The sequence below is a fragment of the Bradyrhizobium sp. AZCC 1578 genome, from assembly GCF_036924675.1.
Lineage (GTDB): Bacteria > Pseudomonadota > Alphaproteobacteria > Rhizobiales > Xanthobacteraceae > Bradyrhizobium.
On the sequence record NZ_JAZHRZ010000001.1, the window covers coordinates 7,474,707 to 7,492,637 of the forward strand.

Here is a 17,931-nt window from a genome sequence, read left to right on the forward strand (position 1 = left end):
GGGCGGTGAGCCATGGATCGCGATTTCCTGATCGACCTGTTTGCCGATTTCGGGCCGGTCACCATCCGCCGGATGTTTTCAGGTTTCGGCATTTCCGCCGACGGTACCAATTTCGCGCTCGCGCTGCGGGCGGGACTCTATCTTCGTGCCGACGAGCAAACGATCCCGCAATTCCAGGCCGAGGGATCAACCCCATTTCAGTATCAGACGCGAGCCAAGACCGTCACGGTGAATTCGTATTGGCAATTGCCGGCCCGTCTGTTCGACGATTCCGAGGAACTGGCCGGATGGGCGAGGGCAGCGCTGGCCGCGGCGCAGCGCGCAGCCCTGCGCAAGCGACCGAAGGCGCGCAAGGTAGCGAAAGCGAAGGTGTCCGGGACGGCCGCGGGCAAGCCGGCTGCGAAGCGGAAGGCCACGGGCACGAGGAAGGCGCGGGGCAAATAGCTGGCGCCTAGGCGACCTGGCTGCGGGTCTCGGCGGCGTATTCGGGGTCGACTTCGCAGACCACGCGGTTGCGGCCGTTGCGCTTGGCGGCGTAGAGGCAGGCATCGGCGCGCTCGATCAGCGAATCGGTGTCGTCGTCCGGCTTCAGCATGGAGACGCCGACCGAGATGGTGACCCGGCCGAGAATTTCGCCGGTCGATTTCTTCTTCAACTCCTTGGCCATGACGGCGCGGCGGACGTGGTCGGCGACCGTCAGCGCCTGACGCAGCCCGGTATTCGGCAGCACCACCGCGAACTCCTCGCCGCCATAGCGGGCGGTGATGTCCTGGCCCTTGATGGTTTGCTTCAGCGACATCGCTACCAGCCGCAGCACCTGATCGCCGGTCAGATGGCCGTAGGAATCGTTGAACGATTTGAAATGGTCGATGTCGAACATCATCAGCGACAGCGGTTCGCCGCTCGCCATCGCCGTTCGCACCGCCATCTCGATCGAGCGGTCGAAATATTTGCGATTACCCAATCCGGTCAGCGGATCGGTCAGGCTCTCGGCGCGGATCGCTTCGAGGCTGTGCTGCAGATTGCTGATCTCGGTCCTAGACAGCGTGAGCCGGCTCTCCAGCGCCTTGTTGGTCTCGCGCATCTCGCGCGTCGATTTCACCAGACCGTCGACGATCGCCTTGATCTGATCGCCGCTTTTGGCGTTCCTGAGTTTTTCGTTCGCGCCGCTCAGCTTGGCGTCATAGCTCTCCGACATGCTGAGCGCCGCGGTGATGAGGGTTATCACGTCGTCGATCTCGCCGATCACGCGCGCGCCGACCTTGTCGATGCGGTCGGAGGCCTTGATGTGCGAGAGATAGGTTTCGTAGATCTGTTCGAGATCGGACTCGCTCAGCTTGCCGTTACGCGCCAGCGTCTCGTTGATGATCTTGTTGAGGGGAGCATTGTATCCGGTCGCGTAGACGTACCAGATTTCATAGTTGCGTGGGACGGCGGTCTGCCTGAGGGATTTGATCTGGCCCAACGCGACTTCGGCAAACGCCATCGTGCGTTCGTGCTCGTCCAGCAGCTTGACCACTGATCCGTCCCCAATAGCGAGCAGCGCCGGTCGTTGCCGTGCAGCAATGATTAAAATTATCGCCGCAGGTTAACGGAGGAGGATGAACGGCCGGTAAACAGTTCCGGCCGCAGGAAATCGACGCTTGTCAGACGCGGGCGCGAATGGGCCGCAACAGGAATGCAGGAAGGTGCGAGTGATCGGCAGGCTCCGATTCGACCTCGCGGTGAGCGCGCCGCGGTTCGGGTCGCCCGATCGATGGCACGCGCGAAGGCTGCGCAGGGGCGGGCGGCGAGAAGGCGGCGGCCTCCGGCTGCGGCCTCGCACTGCGGCCCGTGCCCTTGGCCTGCCGCGGTTCACGATCGGCGCTCTTGTCGCGGCGCTTATCAGAATCCCTGGCGTGTCGCGGCTCGCGTTCGCGCCGCGGCTTGCGCCCGCCACGCGAGCCTTCCCGCGCGCGATGCTCGCGCGGCTGATCGGTCTCCTCGGACGAGTCCGAATGTACGGCGTAGTCACCTTCGGCGGGGGGAATGGTTTGCCCGATCAGTCGTTCGATTGCAGCGATCGATTTACTGTCGAGCGGCGTCACGATCGAGATCGCGGTGCCGGCGCGGCCGGCGCGTCCGGTGCGGCCAATGCGGTGCACGTAGTCGTCGGCGTGATGCGGCACGTCGAAATTGAAGACGTGGCTGACGGCGGGAATGTCGAGGCCGCGGGCAGCGACATCGGAGGCCACCAGCAGCGGGATCTCGCCCTTGCGGAATTGATCGAGCGCCGCGGTGCGCGCCGACTGGTCCATGTCGCCATGCAGGGCGCCGACGCTGAAGCCATGCTTCTGCAGCGATTTGTGAACGACAGCGACTTCGCGCTTGCGATTACAGAAGATGATTGCGTTGTTGAGGTCCTTGGCGTCGCGCAACAGGCGGCGAAGAAGCTCGCGCTTCTCGTGCGGCTCACGGCCGCCGTTGACCTTGAACTGCGACACGCCGGTCGCCGTGGTTGCCGGGCGCGAGACTTCAATTCGTTCAGGATTGTGCAGGAAGGTTTCGCTGATGCGGCTGATTTCCGGCGGCATCGTCGCGGTGAAGAACAGGGTCTGGCGCGTGAACGGCACCAGCTTGCAGATGCGTTCGATATCGGGGATGAAGCCCATGTCCAGCATGCGGTCGGCTTCGTCGATGACCAGCAGTTCGACGCCGGTGAGCAGGAGGCCGCCGCGCTCGGTGTGGTCGAGCAGCCGGCCCGGAGTTGCGATCAGGACGTCGACGCCACGGGTCAGCTTGGAATCCTGGTCGCCGAACGAGACGCCGCCGATCAAAAGCGCGACGTTGAGTTTCTGGCCAGCGCCATACTTGTCGAAATTCTCTTTCACCTGTGCCGCAAGTTCGCGGGTCGGTTCGAGGATCAGGGTGCGGGGCATTCGTGCCCGGGCGCGGCCCTTTTCCAGAAGCGTGAGCATGGGCAGGACGAAGGCGGCGGTTTTGCCGGTGCCGGTCTGGGCGATGCCGAGGACGTCGCGGCGGGCCAGAACGGGGGGGATCGCCTGTTCCTGGATGGGAGTGGGGGTGGTGTAACCGGTGGCCGCAACTGCGGCGAGGACCTTATCGGAAAGACCGAGATGGGAAAAAGACATTGAGCCTCTAGTCGACACCGCCGTTCGGAATCGAAGGTAAAAAGGCTGTCGCGTTTTGCCCCGAAACGGCGCGCTTTTGAAAAGCTGGGGGCTCTGACTTACGCAGACGAGCGGCTAACCTAGAGAATCGCGTTTCGATCCAAGGCCGCGTTGAGCGCGAACATAGGGTCGAAATGGCCAAAGTCAATCTGGGAACTGACCATATAGCGAAAAAGCTTAATGTTTTCGCACAAATAACGGCCAAAACCGTCATTTGGCCGTCAAACCGAGCCGCTGTATTCCTATCAACCGGAGCCGTTGAACCGTGGGCATCGGGATGCCGACTATGGCATGAAGCGGCTTTGCACGGCCTAAACCAGGACCATTCGTGCGCTGGGGGATTTCGATGAAGCGTTGGCTTTCCAGATTGCTCGCGGTGACGACCCTTGCAGCTTGCATGGCGGCCCTCACCGTCCCCGCGCAGGCGGAAAAGCGTGTCGCGCTGGTGGTCGGCAACAACGACTACCGGAACGTGCCCAAGCTGCAGAAGGCGGTCAACGACGCCCGCACCATGGGCGATACGCTCAAGCAGCTCGGCTTCACGGTGATGGTGGCGGAAAACCAGAACCGGCAGGCGTTCAGCCAGACGCTGCTGGCCTTCGACAAGGCGGTCGACGCCGGCGACACCGCGTTCTTCTTCTATGCCGGCCACGGTTTTGAAATCGCGGGCCAGAATTTCCTGCTGCCGACTGACGTGCCGGCGGCGACCGAAGGCCAGGAAGAGCTCGTGCGCGACGCCTCGATCCTCGCCGACCGCATCATCGAGCGGATGCAGAACCGTAAGGTGCGCACTGCCATCCTGGTGTTCGATGCCTGCCGCAACAATCCGTTCGAGCGCGCCGGTACGCGTGCGGTTGCCGGCGGCGGCGGTCTCGCGCCGATGACGCAATTGCCGGAAGGCGTGTTCTCGATCTTCTCGGCCGGGCCGCGGCAGACCGCGCTCGACCGGCTTTCCAATGACGACGCCAATCCCAATTCGGTGTTCACGCGAACCTTCGCGAAGGAATTGACGCAGCCCGGCGTCAATCTCGTGCAGGTCGCGCAACGCACGCGGCGCGCGGTCAGCGAACTGGCAGAGACCGTCCGCCACAAGCAGATCCCGGTTTACTTCGACCAGATGGTCGACGACGTTTTTCTGAATGGTTTGGCGAAGGCCCAGCCTGAGGCGGCGAAGCCCGCCGAGCCGCTGCAAAAGCTTGCAGCTTTGCCTCCGGTACAGCGCCTGCAGCCGCAGAACGATTCCGTCAACGCGCCGATCGCGATGTTCTCGCGTCACAATGGCGGCTGGACCGTGGTGTTCTCGATCGCCGATCCGACGCTCGGTATTTCCTGGCGGATCGGCGACAGCGGCGATTTCCGCGAGACCGGCTTCATGGATACGCTCGATCCGCGGACCCGCAAGCGGATGCCCAACCCGTCGGTCGAACTGCCGGCCGATGCTTCGGCGGCCATCATCCAGGTGCGCTATGTCGACACCAATGGCGAGTTGCAGGGGCCGTTCCCGATCCGGTTCGATCCCGAGGCTGCGCTGATCCGCGACCAGCGCAAGATTCTCGATATGACCGCGACGAGCTGGCTGTCGTTCCGCGAGTACAACGGGCTTCTGGTCTACTATACGCACTTGATGTCGTACCGCTGCGCGATCCGCGAAGTGCGCGTCGGCATCGACAGCGCGGTGCCCGACAAGGTGCTGAAAATGCCGCCTTGCAACACTCGCGATCCCAGCGTCATTCCACACGATGCGCAGCCCTATTTGAAGCTTGCGCCGGCGACCAGATCGGTTTCGGTGGAATTGACCTATCGCGACGGCAGCGTCTCCGAGATCAAGAGTTTTAGGCGGTAGCGGACGCGGCCTCGATTGCATCACGGGCACCTCGGAGCAGCTCTCCTCCGTCGTCCCTGCGAACGCAGGGACCCATAACCACAAATGTACGTTGTTTGAAGGAAGCCGTTATCGATCCAGCACGACAACGACGGCCGCGGCGTATGGGTCCCTGCGTTCGCACTAGGGCATCTACACGCTTGCCGGGCCATATACGAGGAGTTGGAAGCGAGCCATTCCCATGTGGAAGGTGATTGGTCCAGGTGGGCGATGAGAGGCGTAACCGGTCCATCCGCCGAGCTTTGCGATGATCCATGCCGCCCAGGCGACAGTGTTGGGGCGATGGTGGTTCTTCTGGAGCTCGGTGCGGCCTTTCAGGGTTTTGTTGATGGCCTTGAGCGCTTCAATCTCGTCCGGCGTGAACACAAATTCGACCTGCAATTGTTCGCCGCCATTGCGGGCTTGAACGAGCTGGATGACGATACATGCTACTCTGGTGGCGATCGCCACGAGTTTGATCAGGCCTTCAGCGCTGTCGAGCTGACTATCCTCGATGCGCAGACCCTGGCTCTTCAGCGAGCGAAAGAGCTGTTCGATGATCCAGCGCTGCTTGTACCAGGAGACGATCCGCCAGGCATCGGCGGCGGTGACGACCGGATGAGTGGTCAGGAGCAACCAATGAATGGGCTTGGCGCTCTTCGGGGGTGCAACTCGACGACCTCCACGAAGCTGACTTTGACGCCCTGTGGCAGGTCTTTCACGCCGGGGCGCTGCGGTCGTTTGAGCACAACGGTTCCGAGGCGCATGGAGAGGTGGGCCTGGCGACCGTGGCGATCCATTCGCTTTGGTAGATCGATCACCGCCTTGTCGCAGAAGCGGGCCCGCGCGACCGCCTGATAAAGCGTGCCGCCATCGACCAGCGCATGGTCGTGCATGGCGCGCGACAGGAGGTGGACATTGTCAGCGGGTGTCAGCGACCAGTGAGCAAAGAAATCCCCCTCGCGGTCGTTGACGACGGTGATCATACGAGCAGCGACCAGAACCTCGCAGCCTTGCTTAGCCGTCGTCACCCAGCGCGCCGATTCCTTGTCGGCCAAGGCGCGCTTCTCGTGAGCGATCCTGGCCTTGCGCTTGCGCGTCCACACCTCACCGCCGGTGAGCCCGAGACAGACCCCGCTATCGGCATCGACCGCCATCATGGCATGCAGCAGCACGCCGCGAGCATTGCCTTTGCCGACCTTGCCCAAGTCGCGCCGATGTCCCGGACGAGTGTGGAAGTTGATCTCGCTGGTGTCCTGGATCGACAGCACATGACGCCCGCTGACCGCCATCGACGTCTGCAGGCTCCAGCCTTCAATCAGCTTGTCGATCGTGACTTGCGGATTGTTCACAAACCGCCAGAACGCCATGTTCGCGGCCCAGTTGCCCTGCGCCATCTGGCGCAAACAGACACTGCGCGTGCAAAGCATAGCCCGGAGAAGCGCCGCCCCCTTTTATCGAGGCGAACGTCTCCAAACTTACCCAGGGACAAATCCGGTTCCTGCTGCATCTCTGGCGCTCCTTCGAATCAAAGCGCCAGAGAGAGAATCATACAAAACGCTGCGGCGAACGCACATCATGCCGCCCCGAGTCAATCTGTCGCGTCCCCAAGACGTGTAGATGCCCTAGTGCGAACGCAGGGACGACGGGGTGGATGTGGTTCAGTTTTCGACAAGCCAAACATCCGCGCGATGGCTTTCGCGCCGCATATTGCATTGCCGATGCCTGGCAGATGATCGATGCTGCCTCGTCGGGCAAACCGGCGACAGGAGCGAGCGATGAAAGTACGTTGCTGTATCGTCGGCGGCGGGCCGGCCGGTATGATGCTCGGATATCTGCTGGGCCGCGCCGGCATCGACGTCGTGGTGCTGGAGAAGCACGCCGACTTCTTTCGCGATTTTCGCGGCGACACCGTGCATCCCTCGACGCTGCAGGTGATGGACGAACTCGGGCTGATCGACGGCTTCCTGAAACTGCCGCACCAGCGCTTGCAGAAGATGCAAGGCATGTTCGGCGGCGAAACGGTGCGGCTCGCCGACCTGAGCAGGCTTCGCGTCAAATATCCCTTCATCGCCTTCATGCCGCAGTGGGACTTTCTCAATTTCCTGCGCGAAAGCGGCAAGCGGTTCGGCTCGCTCAAGGTAATGATGTCGACGGAAGCGATCGATCTCGTTCGAGACAGCGAGCGCGTCACGGGCGTGAAGGCGAAGACGCCGGATGGTATCATCGATATCGAGGCCGACCTGACCGTTGCCTGCGACGGACGCCATTCGCTGGTGCGCGAATGCGCTGGCCTTGAGGTCGAGGAAATCGGCGCGCCGATGGATGTCTTGTGGTTTCGCGCCGGCAAGCGGGAGAACGAAAGCGAGAGCCTGTTTGCGCGGGTCGATCCCGGCAGGATGATGGTGACCTTCGACCGCGGCGACTATTGGCAATGCGCATTCGTCATTCCCAAAGGGCAGTACGACGCGGTCAGGGCGAGGGGACTGCCCGCGCTGCTCGACGACATCGCGCGCATGGCGCCGGTCCTGAGACCGGGACTTGCCGAGGTGAAGAGCTGGGACGACGTGAAGCTGTTGAGGGTTGCGGTCAACCGGCTGAAGCGCTGGACGCGCCCGGGGCTATTGTGCATCGGCGACGCCGCGCATGCGATGTCCCCGATCGGCGGCGTCGGCGTCAACCTCGCGGTTCAGGATGCGGTGGCGACGGCGAATCTGCTGGCGCCGAAGCTGGTAAGTGGCTGCCCGTCCGAAGACGAACTCGACGCGGTGCGCCGGCGGCGCGAATTTCCGGTGAAGATGACGCAGCGGATGCAGGTCGTCGTGCAGGACAACATCGTGAACGCTGCGCTGAAGCCGGGCAACCAGCCGCTGAAGGTCCCGTTGGTCATGCGGCTGGTCACCGCGGTGCCCTGGCTGCAGGGCGTCACGGCGCGGTTTGTGGGCTTAGGCGTGCGCCCAGAGCATGTGCATTCGCCACGCAGCGCCGGCAATTGAGCTGGGGCCCCTGCCGAAACAACCCGAAGGTTGTGTTTTGGTATCCTCAACCGGAGATAACATTGCGCGCAACTGTAGCAATCGGGTGACAGCCAAGGGGCTGGAATCTGGGTAATTTAGGTCATGATTTCGATTTGATGCTCACCCGCTGCTCATCCGCGCAGTGCTCACTAAAGGGGCAAATGCAATGAAGAAACTGGTACTCGCTGCTTCCATCCTTGCCGCCGGCGCGGTGAGCGCGTTCGCCGCAGACATGCCGGCGCGCATCGCGAAGGCGCCCGTGGTGCCCCCGGTCGTTACCTATGACTGGTCCGGCATCTATGTCGGCGGCGCGGTTGGCGGCGCCTGGCACGACACCGCCGGAAACTTCTTCAATGCTCCGCCCTTCCTCTGGGGCACTGGCAACAGCGACACCGCTTTGATTTACGGCGGCTTTGCCGGAATCCAGAAGCAGTGGGGCAATTTCGTCCTCGGTATCGAAGGCGGCTACAACGCCCTCGACAACGGCTTTAACACCACCAGCAGCGCTGGCGTGATCGGTGAGCGCTGCGGGATAGGTGCTGGTTTTTCCTGCCAAAGCCGCATCAACGACATCTGGTACATCGGTGGGCGGGTCGGTTATGCCTGGGACCGCTTCATGGTGTATGGCCAGGGCGGCTACGCGCAGGCTGACATCGACACCCAGATCCTCGTCAACGGAACCGGCATTACGACGGACCATGCCGGTGCTTCGCATGGCGGTTGGTATGCCGGCGTTGGTTTCGAATACGCGGTTCTCGACAACCTGATCCTCGGCGTCGACTACAAGCACTACGAATTCGACAGCAAGCAGCACAATTGTAACCTGGCGTTGGTCACCTGCACACTTGGGGGGGTGACCTTCCGCAACGTCGATGCGGATGTCGACGCTGTGATGGCTCGGTTGAGCTACAAGTTCAATCCGTGGCCGACCGGGCCGGTCGTCGCCAGGTACTGATCCAAGTACTGAAATCCAGAGACGATGGAAAAGCCCCGGCCTTGGCCGGGGCTTTTTTCGTGCAGGCGGAGAATCCGGCAAGCCGTCTTTGGCTACCCCATGATTGAATATCCGCCATCAATTGGAATCGCCGTGCCCGTGACGAAATCCGACGCTGCCGAGGATAGAAATACCGCGATGCCCGCAAAGTCGTCTATCCCGCCCCAGCGCGCCGCCGGCGTGCGCGCCAGCACCCGCTCATGCAGGCCGTCGATCTCCTGGCGGGCGCGCTTGGTGAGATCAGTGTCGATCCAGCCCGGCAGCACGGCGTTGGCCTGGATGTTGTCGGCTGCCCAGGCACAAGCGCAGGAGCGGGTGAACTGCACGATGCCGCCCTTGCTCGCGGCATAGGCCGGCGTGAAGCTGGCGCCGAAGATCGACATCATCGAGCCGATATTGATGATCTTGCCGCCGCCGGCCGCTTTCATCGCCGGATAGACCGCCTGCGAGCACAGGAAGGCGCTGGTGAGGTTGGTTTGGATCACGCTGTTCCACTCGGCGATATCGAGCGCATGCGGCGGCTTGCGAATGTTGATGCCGGCGTTGTTGACGAGAATATCGATGCGGCCGAGATCGCGGACGACGCGCTCGGTCATCGCCGCGACCGCTGCCTTGTCGGTGACATCAGCCGCCACCGCAATCGCCTTGGCGCCGCCTTGCGCAAGTTCCGCGACCGCATCGGCCGACTTGGCTTCGTTGCGGCCCACCACGGCGATCGCCGCGCCGGCCTCCGCGAGGCCCCGGGCCATGCCGAGCCCGATGCCGCCATTGCCGCCGGTGACGATGGCTACCTTGCCGGTGAGGTCGAAGAGTTTTGTGGTCATTGTTGTCGTCCGTTTACTTTTGGTTTTCGTAGGGTGGGCTAAGGCGCGCTTCGCGCCGTGCCCACCATTTTCAGAGCGAGTGAAGGATGGTGGGCACGCTTCCGCCTTCGCTCGTTGAGCTACGGCGGACAAGTCGCTTTGCCCACCCTACGAATCTAGCGGTTGCCTTGCCAGATCAGGATCAGGCCGACGGCGACGAGCACCGCGCCATATCCGGCCCATTGCAGCTGGTTGATCATGAAGCTCGATGATGGCCAAGGGATCGCGCCGGTGCCCTGGCCGATCCACAACAGGCCGATCGCAAGCGCCAGAAAGCCGATGATTGAAAGGGATCTGGCCATGGCTTCCTCCCTCCTACCGCCTGGCGCGGGGACGCGGTGCGGCATTCTCTTCGGTTGTCTTTGGGCCGCTGCAGGAAACCATTGCCGGCGGCGGCCGTAGCTTCCGATCGAATAGAAAGCCGGCCGGCTTCGCAAGGCCTGAAGTTGCGGCATCGCCAAGGATCATCAAGGATCATCATGAGCTGCCGAATGATCTGTCTAGCGCTCGCGTTGATTCTGGTTGCCATTGGCGCCTATGTGTCGTGGCCGCGGAAAGCTGATTTGCGGGCTTTCGATCCGCCTGAAATCGCGCGGCTCGAGACGGTGATGTGGCGCGACTATTACGACAAACGCTATCCCGCGCTGTTCTACCATCTCTACGAGCTGTCGCGGACGCAGTTCGGCTTCTCGCCGCTCGATAGTTTCCGGATCGCCTTGGCGGCGGCTAGGGCCGCGAAAGCCTTCCAGCCGACGCGCTCCCGCGAGGCCGCCAACGCCGCGCTGCCCGCGCTCGTGACCTACTACCGTTTGCTCGCGTCCGCCACGCCCGAAGGCTTCAATGTTGAGGAAGCGGCGCGTCTCGAGCTCGATTGGTGCGGTTGCTCACAGACGCAAAAAAGCCCCGGACGATGCCGGGGCTTTTGAGCTGCCGAGTTGGCAGAGATCAGTACCTGGCGGCGACCGGAGCGCCGCCCCAGTTGAAGCGGTAGACCAGCGAGGTGCTGATGGTCTGCACCCAAGGCTTGAAGGTAACCGAATTGCCGGTGATTCCGCCGCCGAAGGCAGGCGTGAACGTCTCCGGGAGGGTAGCGCGGTCATAGAAAGCCGACCGATATTCGGTCTTCATGAACCAGCCTGGTGCGGAGATTCCGAAGATGTCCAGATTGTTCTCGACGCCGCCGCCGATGAACCAGCCGTTGCGGGTGAAGGAGGGGGTAGTAAACACCACCGGTCCGCCTGCCGCGCCCAATGTAGAATAGCTGGCTCCGGACCACTCCGAACCGGAGTAACCGCCGTTCACGTAAGACAGCACATTCGGCGCGACGAGATAACCCAGCCTCACGCCAGCCGCATAGCTGGTCCGAAGCTTTTCGCGTCCCTCGAAAGCGAAATCCGGTTCGTTGATGGAGCCACGGATGTCACCGAATTGTCCGTCACCGAAGATACCGGCCACCCACCTGCCACCGAACTGCCAATCGTAGCCGATACCGACCGTTCCGAACCACCCGCTTCCGCCCATCCTCTGGTCACGGCTGATCGCGACGCCGCCGGGGTTAGTCACCAGGTTGCTGTCGGCTGCCCACAGTCCGCCGCCAGCGCCGCCGAAAATGTAGAAGCCGGTCCAGTTATAAACGGGGGCGACCGGCGCCGGAGCCTTGGCATAGGGACGGGCCCCGAGGTCAGCCGCAACGGCCGATCCAGTCATTGCCGCCACCGCGGTCAGAGCGAGCAGTACCTTTTTCATTTTCAAGTCCCTTACCCTAGGTGCGCCACCGCTCTAGAGGTGCGCGAGCGCCGATTCCCAAAATCCAGTAGCGTGACTATACGCAGTTCCGGCCAAATTGCTGTTGCGGGGGAAGCACACTGGGCCGAAAAGGAACGGCTGGCAAAAGCTCGAAATACGGGCAGGTTTCGCCAGTTACCGGCCAGAATGGCCGGAAATTGCTCGAAAATCGCCTGTTTTCGATGAATCAGACGTCCAGCAGCTCGTCGCTGGCGAATTCCGCCTTGTCGGAAATGAAGGCGAATCTGGCCTCGGCCTTGGTTCCCATCAGCCGCTCGACGGAATCAGCCGTGCCTTCGCGGTCGTCGGCCAGCAGCACCACGCGGAGCAGGGTGCGCTTGGCCGGGTCCATGGTAGTTTCCTTGAGCTGCGCCGGCATCATTTCGCCGAGGCCTTTGAAGCGGTTCACCTCGACCTTGGCATTGGCGTTGAACTCGCTCTTCAGCAGCGCTTCCTTATGTGCATCGTTGCGGGCATAGACCGACTTGCTACCGTGGGTGAGCTTATAGAGCGGCGGCACCGCCAGATAGAGGTGGCCTTCGTCGATCAGTCGCGGCGTCTGGCGGTAGAAGAATGTGATCAGCAGTGAAGCGATGTGTGCGCCGTCAACGTCGGCGTCCGTCATGATGATGATGCGCGAATAGCGCAGATCCTCTTCGCGATAATGCGCGCCGGTGCCGCAGCCGATCGCCTGCATCAGGTCTGAGAGCTGCGCGTTCTGCATCAGCTTGTCCTTGCCGGCCGAGGCGACGTTGAGGATTTTTCCGCGCAGGGGAAGCACGGCCTGGGTCTTGCGGTCGCGCGCCTGTTTGGCGCTGCCGCCCGCCGAGTCACCCTCGACGATGAAGAGCTCGGAGCCTTCCTGAGCGCTGTTGGTGCAGTCGGAAAGCTTGCCGGGCAGTCGTAACTTCTTCACCGCCGTCTTGCGCGAGATCTCCTTCTCGGCACGACGGCGCAGCCGCTCGTCGGCGCGCTCGACGACGAAATCCAGGAGCTTGTTGGCCTGCAGCGGATTGCCCGACAGCCAGTGATCGAACGGGTCCTTGATCGCCTGTTCGACGATCTTCTGGGCTTCTGCCGTGGCGAGACGATCCTTGGTCTGGCCCTGGAATTCCGGCTCGCGCACGAACACGGACAGCATCACCGCAGCTCCCACCATGACGTCTTCCGACGTGACGGGCGCGGCACGCTTGCCCTGGCCGATACGTTCGGCATGATCTTTCAGGCCACGCAGCATCGCGCTGCGCATGCCGGATTCATGGGTGCCGCCGTCGGGCGTCGGCACGGTGTTGCAGTAGGAGGAGAGGAAGCCGTCGGCATCCGCGGTCCAGGCGACTGCCCATTCGCAGGCGCCATGAGCGCCGTTGCGCCCCGACTTGCCGGAGAAGATATCCGGGTGCACCAGCGTATCGGCGTGAATGGCGGCGCCGAGATAGTCCTTCAGGCCGCCGGGGAAGTGGAAACTGTCCTCGGCCGGCACGTCCTCGATGCCCTTCAACAGCGCGGGGTCGCAGCGCCAGCGGATCTCGACGCCGCCGAACAGATAGGCTTTCGAGCGTGTCATCTTGAACAGGCGCTGCGGCTTGAAGGCCGCCTTGGCGCCGAAGATGTCAGTGTCCGGCTTGAAGCGGATGCGGGTGCCGCGGCGGTTGTTGATCTTGCCGAGGTCCTCGAGCTTGCCCTTGGGATGGCCGCGCTCAAAACTCATCCGGTAGAGCTTTTGGCTGCGCGCGACTTCGACTTCGAGCCGCGAGGAGAGGGCATTGACGACGGAGACGCCGACGCCGTGCAGGCCGCCCGAGGTCTCGTAGACCTTGGAGTCGAACTTGCCGCCGGAATGCAGCGTGCACATGATGACTTCGAGCGCCGACTTCTTCGGAAACTTCGGATGGGGGTCGACCGGGATGCCGCGGCCGTTATCGGTGACGGTCAGAAAACCATCGGCGCTCAGTTCGACCTCGATGAAGGAGGCATGCCCTGCCAGCGCCTCGTCCATGGCATTGTCGATGACTTCGGCGAACAGGTGGTGCAGCGCCTTTTCGTCCGTGCCGCCGATGTACATGCCGGGGCGGCGGCGCACCGGTTCCAAGCCTTCCAGCACCTCGATATCGGCCGCGGTATAGCCGGCCTCGGCGCTGGTTCCGCGCGAGGCGGCCTTGGGCGCCGCGCGGCCCTTCGCCTCTGCCCCGAAGAGATCGTTGGCGGATTTTGATTTTGTAGCTGATTTCAATGGCTTGGACATGGCTCTTTAAGTGTTGCGCGCGATCTCGCGCGAGCGAATCGGTCTGCCTGACTATGCCACGGATGGCCTGAAAAGGTGACGGCGGGGCTGGCGCGATGCGCTACTTCCCTGCTGTTGCACCGGATGCAAGGCCGTACCAGTCTCGCGCGGCTCTGAACAGAGGACCGTAACGCCCTCGGCTATCACCTGGACAGAACAGGGTTTTTCGCGGCGTATTGATCGTGGCTCCGGCAAGCCGGCACGGTGCTATCACATCCCGTGCCAGCCCTTGTGACTTGAAGTCACGCAAGCGGCTGGCTTAGCTGTCGCATAGCCTTGAATCAGACCAAAGTTCAAGGGTGTGAACGGGGCGGGGGAAGGCATTCAAGACATGGAAGACTATGTGCGCGCCCTGGCTGATTTTGTGCGCGACAACCAGGCGTGGGCCGCACCGATCGTTCTGGTGCTGGCATTCGGCGAATCGCTTGCCTTCGTCTCGCTGCTGGTGCCGGCCTGGGGGGCGCTGGTTGCGATCGGCGCGCTGATCGGCGTCAGCGGCATCAACTTCTGGCCGGTCTGGCTCGCCGGCGGCCTCGGCGCGGCGCTCGGCGACTGGGTATCCTACTGGATCGGCTTCAAATACAAGGAGCACGTCGCAGAGATGTGGCCGCTGTCGCGCTATCCGGGAATCCTGCTGCGCGGCGAGGACTTCGTTAAGAAATGGGGCGTGCCTTCGATCTTCATCGGCCGCTTCTTCGGACCGCTGCGCGCCTCGGTGCCGCTCGCCGCCGGCATTTTCGAAATGTCATATTGGCCCTTTCAGATCGCCAACTTTGTCTCGGCCCTGGTCTGGTCGGCCGCTCTGCTGCTGGTAGGCGACGTCATGGGGAAGATCGCCGAATGGCTTTGGCGGGTGGTTTAGGAGCGAACGGAATAAGCGGATGACGGGGGTGTTAGCCCCAACGTAAGTAGACAAGAGCAACTTCGCATTGCCGTCGTGTCGTCGCGCTATCGCAGGAGTGCTGATAGGTTCAGCGGCAACCGACCAAGGACACGCATCAAAGCGGGTGAATCCCGCCCTCGTATCCATCATCTCACCGGGGAGAACATCACTATGGAACTGACACGTCGTCACGCACTCACTGGCGCCGCGGCGCTCGCCGCCACACCGCTGTTGCCGCAGGCGCCCGCCAGGGCAGCCGCCCAGGTGGCGGACAAGCAGGCGCCGAGCTTCTATCGCTACAAGGTGGGCGATGCCCAGGTGACGGCCATCTCTGACGGCGTCAACAATTTCGCGCTGCCCGACACGTTCGTGCTCAACGCCAAGAAGGACGAAGTGAACGCGGCGCTCGAAAAGGCCTTCATGCCGAAGGACAAGATGTCGATCCAGTTCGCACCGCTGGTCATCAATACCGGTGGCAAGCTCGTGGTGGTTGATACCGGTAACGGCGCCGCGGCTTTTGCATCGAGCAAGGGCAATGTCGGCCAGTTCGGCGCCAACATGGTTGCCGCGGGCTTCGACCCCAAGGCGGTCGACATCGTCGTGATCTCGCACTTCCACGGTGACCACATCAACGGTCTCCTGACCGCGGAGAACGCGCCGACGTTTCCCAATGCCGAGGTGCTGGTGCCGGCGGCCGAATGGAAATACTTCATGGACGACGGCGAGATGAGCCGTGCGCCGGAAGGGCGGATGCAGACCGTGTTCAAGAACGCCCGCCGCGTGCTCGAGGCGGGGCTCAAAAAGAAGGTGACGCCCTATGAGTGGGGCAAGGAAGTAGCTCCCGGACTGACGGCGGTGGAAACCATCGGCCACACGCCAGGCCACACCTCCTATGTTCTCGCATCCGGCTCCGACAAGGTGTTCATCCAATCTGATGTCACCAACCTGCCGGCGCTGTTCGTCACCAATCCGGGCTGGCACCTGATGTTCGACCAGGATCCGGCATTGGCGGAAAAGACCCGCCGCCGGGTCTACGACATGCTGGTCGCCGACAAGATGCGGGTCCAGGGCTTCCATTATCCGTTCCCGGCCAACGGCTTCGTCGAGAAGGACGGCAACGGCTACCGGCTGATCCCGGCGCCGTGGAATCCGGTGATCTGACACCAGACCCTGCCGGAATGGCAGTCATAACTTGACGCCAGTCGGGCGCGGCCTTATAGCCGCGCCCATGACTTACGCTTCGACCATCTCCAACGCTCGCCGCCGCCGCGCCATCGTCGCGGTATGGGCGGACGTCTGCGTTTGAGATTGTCGCCTCTGCCGCCGGATCGGGTCCCGCGGCTTCTCCCTTTTCCAGAAAACGCGGTCTGAACTGGCGGCTCCTACATCAAGCAGGAGTTTGAGATGTATACGCCTCCACCGTTCAAGTCCGACCGCGCCGCGAGCCTCGCGTTCGCGGAAGCGCGCGGCTTTGGTCTGGCCTGCGCGTGGGATGGCAATAAGCCGGTCGCGTCGTCGCTGCCATTCTATCTAACCTCGGCCAATGACGGCACGCCGCGCGCGGCGTTTCACGTCGCCCGTCACAATCCGCTGGTAAAGCTCGCGAGCGGAACGACGTCCTGGCTGCTGGCCGTCAGTGGCGCGGACGCCTATGTATCGCCGGACTGGTACGTCTCACCGGACCAGGTACCGACTTGGCTCTATCAGGCGGTGCACCTGACCGGCCCGGTGCGGATGATGTCCGACGGCGAACTCGCCGCGCAGATCGAGGCGCTGAGCGCCAAGTTCGAGGCGCGGCTGTTGCCGAAGAAGCCATGGTTGTCGTCGAAGATGACGGCGGGTCGGCTGGAGGCGATGAAGAAAGCGATCGTGGGCCTAGAGATGACGGTTGAAGAGGTCGAGGGCAGCTTCAAGCTGAACCAGCACAAATCCGAGACCGACTATGCAGCGGTTGCGGGGTCGCTGGCCTCGCAGGCCGACGCCGGCGCCAAGCAGATTGCGCATTTGATGAGAGAGGCGCGGCCCAACGTGTTTGCAAACCAAGGGGCCTTTGCCGACGAAACCAATCAGCTCGAAAGGACCGTGCCATGACCATCACCGATAGCCACGAGCCCAAGGCCGTGGGCGCCGCGACCAAGCCCGCCGTGTTCGTTGATGGTGCGTCCGGAACGACGGGACTCGGCATTCAGGAGCGCCTTCGGCAGCAGAACGACGTCGTCGTGAAAAGCATTGCCAAGGACAAGCGCAAGGATTCCGGCGCCAAGCGAGCGCTGATGGAGGAGGTCGATCTTGTCATCCTTTGCCTGCCTGACGATGCGGCGAAAGAGACGGTCGCCCTGATCGACAGCATGGGCGCTTCGGCGCCCAAGGTGCTCGACGCCTCGACGGCGTTCCGGGTCGCCGGCGACTGGACCTATGGCTTTCCGGAGCTCGCGCCTGACCAGGCCGACAAGATCCGCGCTGCTCGGAAGGTTTCCAATCCGGGCTGCTACCCGACCGGCGGCATTGCGCTACTGCGACCGCTGGTCGATGCCGGCCTGTTGGCGCCGGACTATCCCGTCACCATCAACGCGGTCAGCGGCTATTCGGGTGGCGGCAAGTCGATGATCGCAAGTTTTGAGGACGGCAGCGCGCCGTCGTTCGAACTCTACGGCCTCGGCTTTGAGCACAAGCATCTGCCGGAGACGCAGCTTTACTCAAAGCTGACGCGGCGGCCGATCTTCGTGCCGTCGGTCGGCAATTTCCGGCAGGGCATGCTGGTCTCGGTGCCGCTGCATCTCGACACACTGAATGGCAGACCCAGCGGCGCTGACCTGCACGCCGCGCTGGCGAAGCGCTATGCCGGCAGCACCTATGTCTCGGTCATGCCGCTGGAGAATGCGGCAACCAAGGCTGGGCGGCTGGAGCCGGAAGCGCTCAACGAAACCAACAAGCTCGAGCTTTACGTCTTTGCCAGCGACAAGCATCGGCAAGCCGTCTTGGTCGCGCGGCTCGACAATCTCGGCAAGGGCGCGTCGGGCGCAGCGGTGCAGAACCTGCGGCTGATGCTGGGCTTGGTGGACAAATAACAGGAACGC

At 62.7% G+C, this 17,931-nt stretch carries 17 protein-coding genes; 9 read left to right on the forward strand and 8 right to left on the reverse strand.

What is annotated here, in order from left to right; translation table 11 throughout:
• Window positions 1–12 precede the first annotated feature (12 nt).
• Complete coding sequence (locus tag V1290_RS35670; RefSeq protein WP_334368762.1) at window positions 13–444, forward strand: TfoX/Sxy family protein; 432 nt, start codon at window positions 13–15, stop codon at window positions 442–444.
• Between the two features lie 7 nt (window positions 445–451).
• Here the strand turns inward: V1290_RS35670 and V1290_RS35675 are convergent, their stop codons facing one another.
• Together V1290_RS35675 and V1290_RS35680 are read right to left on the reverse strand one after the other, a co-directional pair.
• Window positions 452–1,519, reverse strand: coding sequence for a GGDEF domain-containing protein (locus tag V1290_RS35675; protein WP_334368763.1), 1,068 nt, complete (start codon window positions 1,517–1,519; stop codon window positions 452–454).
• Between the two features lie 127 nt (window positions 1,520–1,646).
• A complete protein-coding gene (locus V1290_RS35680; protein ID WP_334368764.1) occupies window positions 1,647–3,131 on the reverse strand; it encodes a DEAD/DEAH box helicase in 1,485 nt (494 codons plus the stop codon).
• Between the two features lie 385 nt (window positions 3,132–3,516).
• Between V1290_RS35680 and V1290_RS35685 the strand changes: the two genes are divergently transcribed.
• Window positions 3,517–5,013 (forward strand): caspase family protein, encoded by a 1,497-nt coding sequence (locus V1290_RS35685; RefSeq protein ID WP_334368765.1) that lies wholly within the window; start codon window positions 3,517–3,519, stop codon window positions 5,011–5,013.
• Between the two features lie 171 nt (window positions 5,014–5,184).
• Here the strand turns inward: V1290_RS35685 and V1290_RS35690 are convergent, their stop codons facing one another.
• Both V1290_RS35690 and V1290_RS35695 read right to left on the reverse strand, forming a co-directional pair.
• Window positions 5,185–5,667 carry a transposase gene (locus V1290_RS35690; protein WP_334368766.1) on the reverse strand — a complete coding sequence of 161 codons (483 nt, stop codon included), beginning with the start codon at window positions 5,665–5,667 and terminating at the stop codon, window positions 5,185–5,187.
• Window positions 5,658–6,437: a hypothetical protein gene (locus tag V1290_RS35695; protein ID WP_334368767.1), complete on the reverse strand. Its 780-nt coding sequence runs from the start codon at window positions 6,435–6,437 to the stop codon at window positions 5,658–5,660. Before V1290_RS35695 ends, V1290_RS35690 begins: the two co-directional genes overlap by 10 nt.
• 372 nt (window positions 6,438–6,809) lie before the next feature.
• On the opposite strand from V1290_RS35695, the gene V1290_RS35700 reads away from it, so the two are divergent.
• A complete protein-coding gene (locus V1290_RS35700; RefSeq protein WP_334368768.1) occupies window positions 6,810–8,027 on the forward strand; it encodes an FAD-dependent oxidoreductase in 1,218 nt (405 codons plus the stop codon).
• A gap of 187 nt (window positions 8,028–8,214) precedes the next feature.
• Window positions 8,215–9,003 (forward strand): outer membrane protein, encoded by a 789-nt coding sequence (locus V1290_RS35705; protein ID WP_334368769.1) that lies wholly within the window; start codon window positions 8,215–8,217, stop codon window positions 9,001–9,003.
• Between the two features lie 92 nt (window positions 9,004–9,095).
• Here V1290_RS35705 and V1290_RS35710 read toward each other — a convergent pair whose 3' ends face one another.
• Complete coding sequence (locus V1290_RS35710; RefSeq protein WP_334368770.1) at window positions 9,096–9,866, reverse strand: SDR family NAD(P)-dependent oxidoreductase; 771 nt, start codon at window positions 9,864–9,866, stop codon at window positions 9,096–9,098.
• Window positions 9,867–10,021: 155 nt separating this feature from the next.
• Window positions 10,022–10,207, reverse strand: coding sequence for a hypothetical protein (locus V1290_RS35715; RefSeq protein ID WP_334368771.1), 186 nt, complete (start codon window positions 10,205–10,207; stop codon window positions 10,022–10,024).
• 189 nt (window positions 10,208–10,396) lie between these two features.
• Here V1290_RS35715 and V1290_RS35720 point away from each other — a divergent pair, with 189 nt between their 5' ends.
• Window positions 10,397–10,831 carry a hypothetical protein gene (locus tag V1290_RS35720; protein WP_334368772.1) on the forward strand — a complete coding sequence of 145 codons (435 nt, stop codon included), beginning with the start codon at window positions 10,397–10,399 and terminating at the stop codon, window positions 10,829–10,831.
• A gap of 19 nt (window positions 10,832–10,850) precedes the next feature.
• Here the strand turns inward: V1290_RS35720 and V1290_RS35725 are convergent, their stop codons facing one another.
• On the reverse strand, window positions 10,851–11,651 hold the full coding sequence (locus tag V1290_RS35725; protein WP_334368773.1) for an outer membrane protein: 801 nt from the start codon (window positions 11,649–11,651) through the stop codon (window positions 10,851–10,853).
• A 226-nt stretch (window positions 11,652–11,877) separates the two neighbouring features.
• Entirely contained in the window at window positions 11,878–13,932 is a 2,055-nt protein-coding gene (gene parE, locus V1290_RS35730; protein WP_334368774.1) for a DNA topoisomerase IV subunit B, read from the reverse strand.
• Window positions 13,933–14,302: 370 nt separating this feature from the next.
• Here parE and V1290_RS35735 point away from each other — a divergent pair, with 370 nt between their 5' ends.
• The 4 genes from V1290_RS35735 (at window position 14,303) to argC (ending at window position 17,922) form a co-directional block, all read left to right on the forward strand.
• Entirely contained in the window at window positions 14,303–14,833 is a 531-nt protein-coding gene (locus V1290_RS35735; RefSeq protein WP_334368775.1) for a DedA family protein, read from the forward strand.
• Window positions 14,834–15,025: 192 nt separating this feature from the next.
• Window positions 15,026–16,015: an MBL fold metallo-hydrolase gene (locus tag V1290_RS35740; RefSeq protein WP_334368777.1), complete on the forward strand. Its 990-nt coding sequence runs from the start codon at window positions 15,026–15,028 to the stop codon at window positions 16,013–16,015.
• Between the two features lie 243 nt (window positions 16,016–16,258).
• Window positions 16,259–16,945, forward strand: coding sequence for an FMN-binding negative transcriptional regulator (locus V1290_RS35745; protein WP_334368778.1), 687 nt, complete (start codon window positions 16,259–16,261; stop codon window positions 16,943–16,945).
• Window positions 16,942–17,922 carry an N-acetyl-gamma-glutamyl-phosphate reductase gene (gene argC, locus V1290_RS35750; RefSeq protein ID WP_334368779.1) on the forward strand — a complete coding sequence of 327 codons (981 nt, stop codon included), beginning with the start codon at window positions 16,942–16,944 and terminating at the stop codon, window positions 17,920–17,922. Before V1290_RS35745 ends, argC begins: the two co-directional genes overlap by 4 nt.
• Window positions 17,923–17,931: the final 9 nt, after the last annotated feature.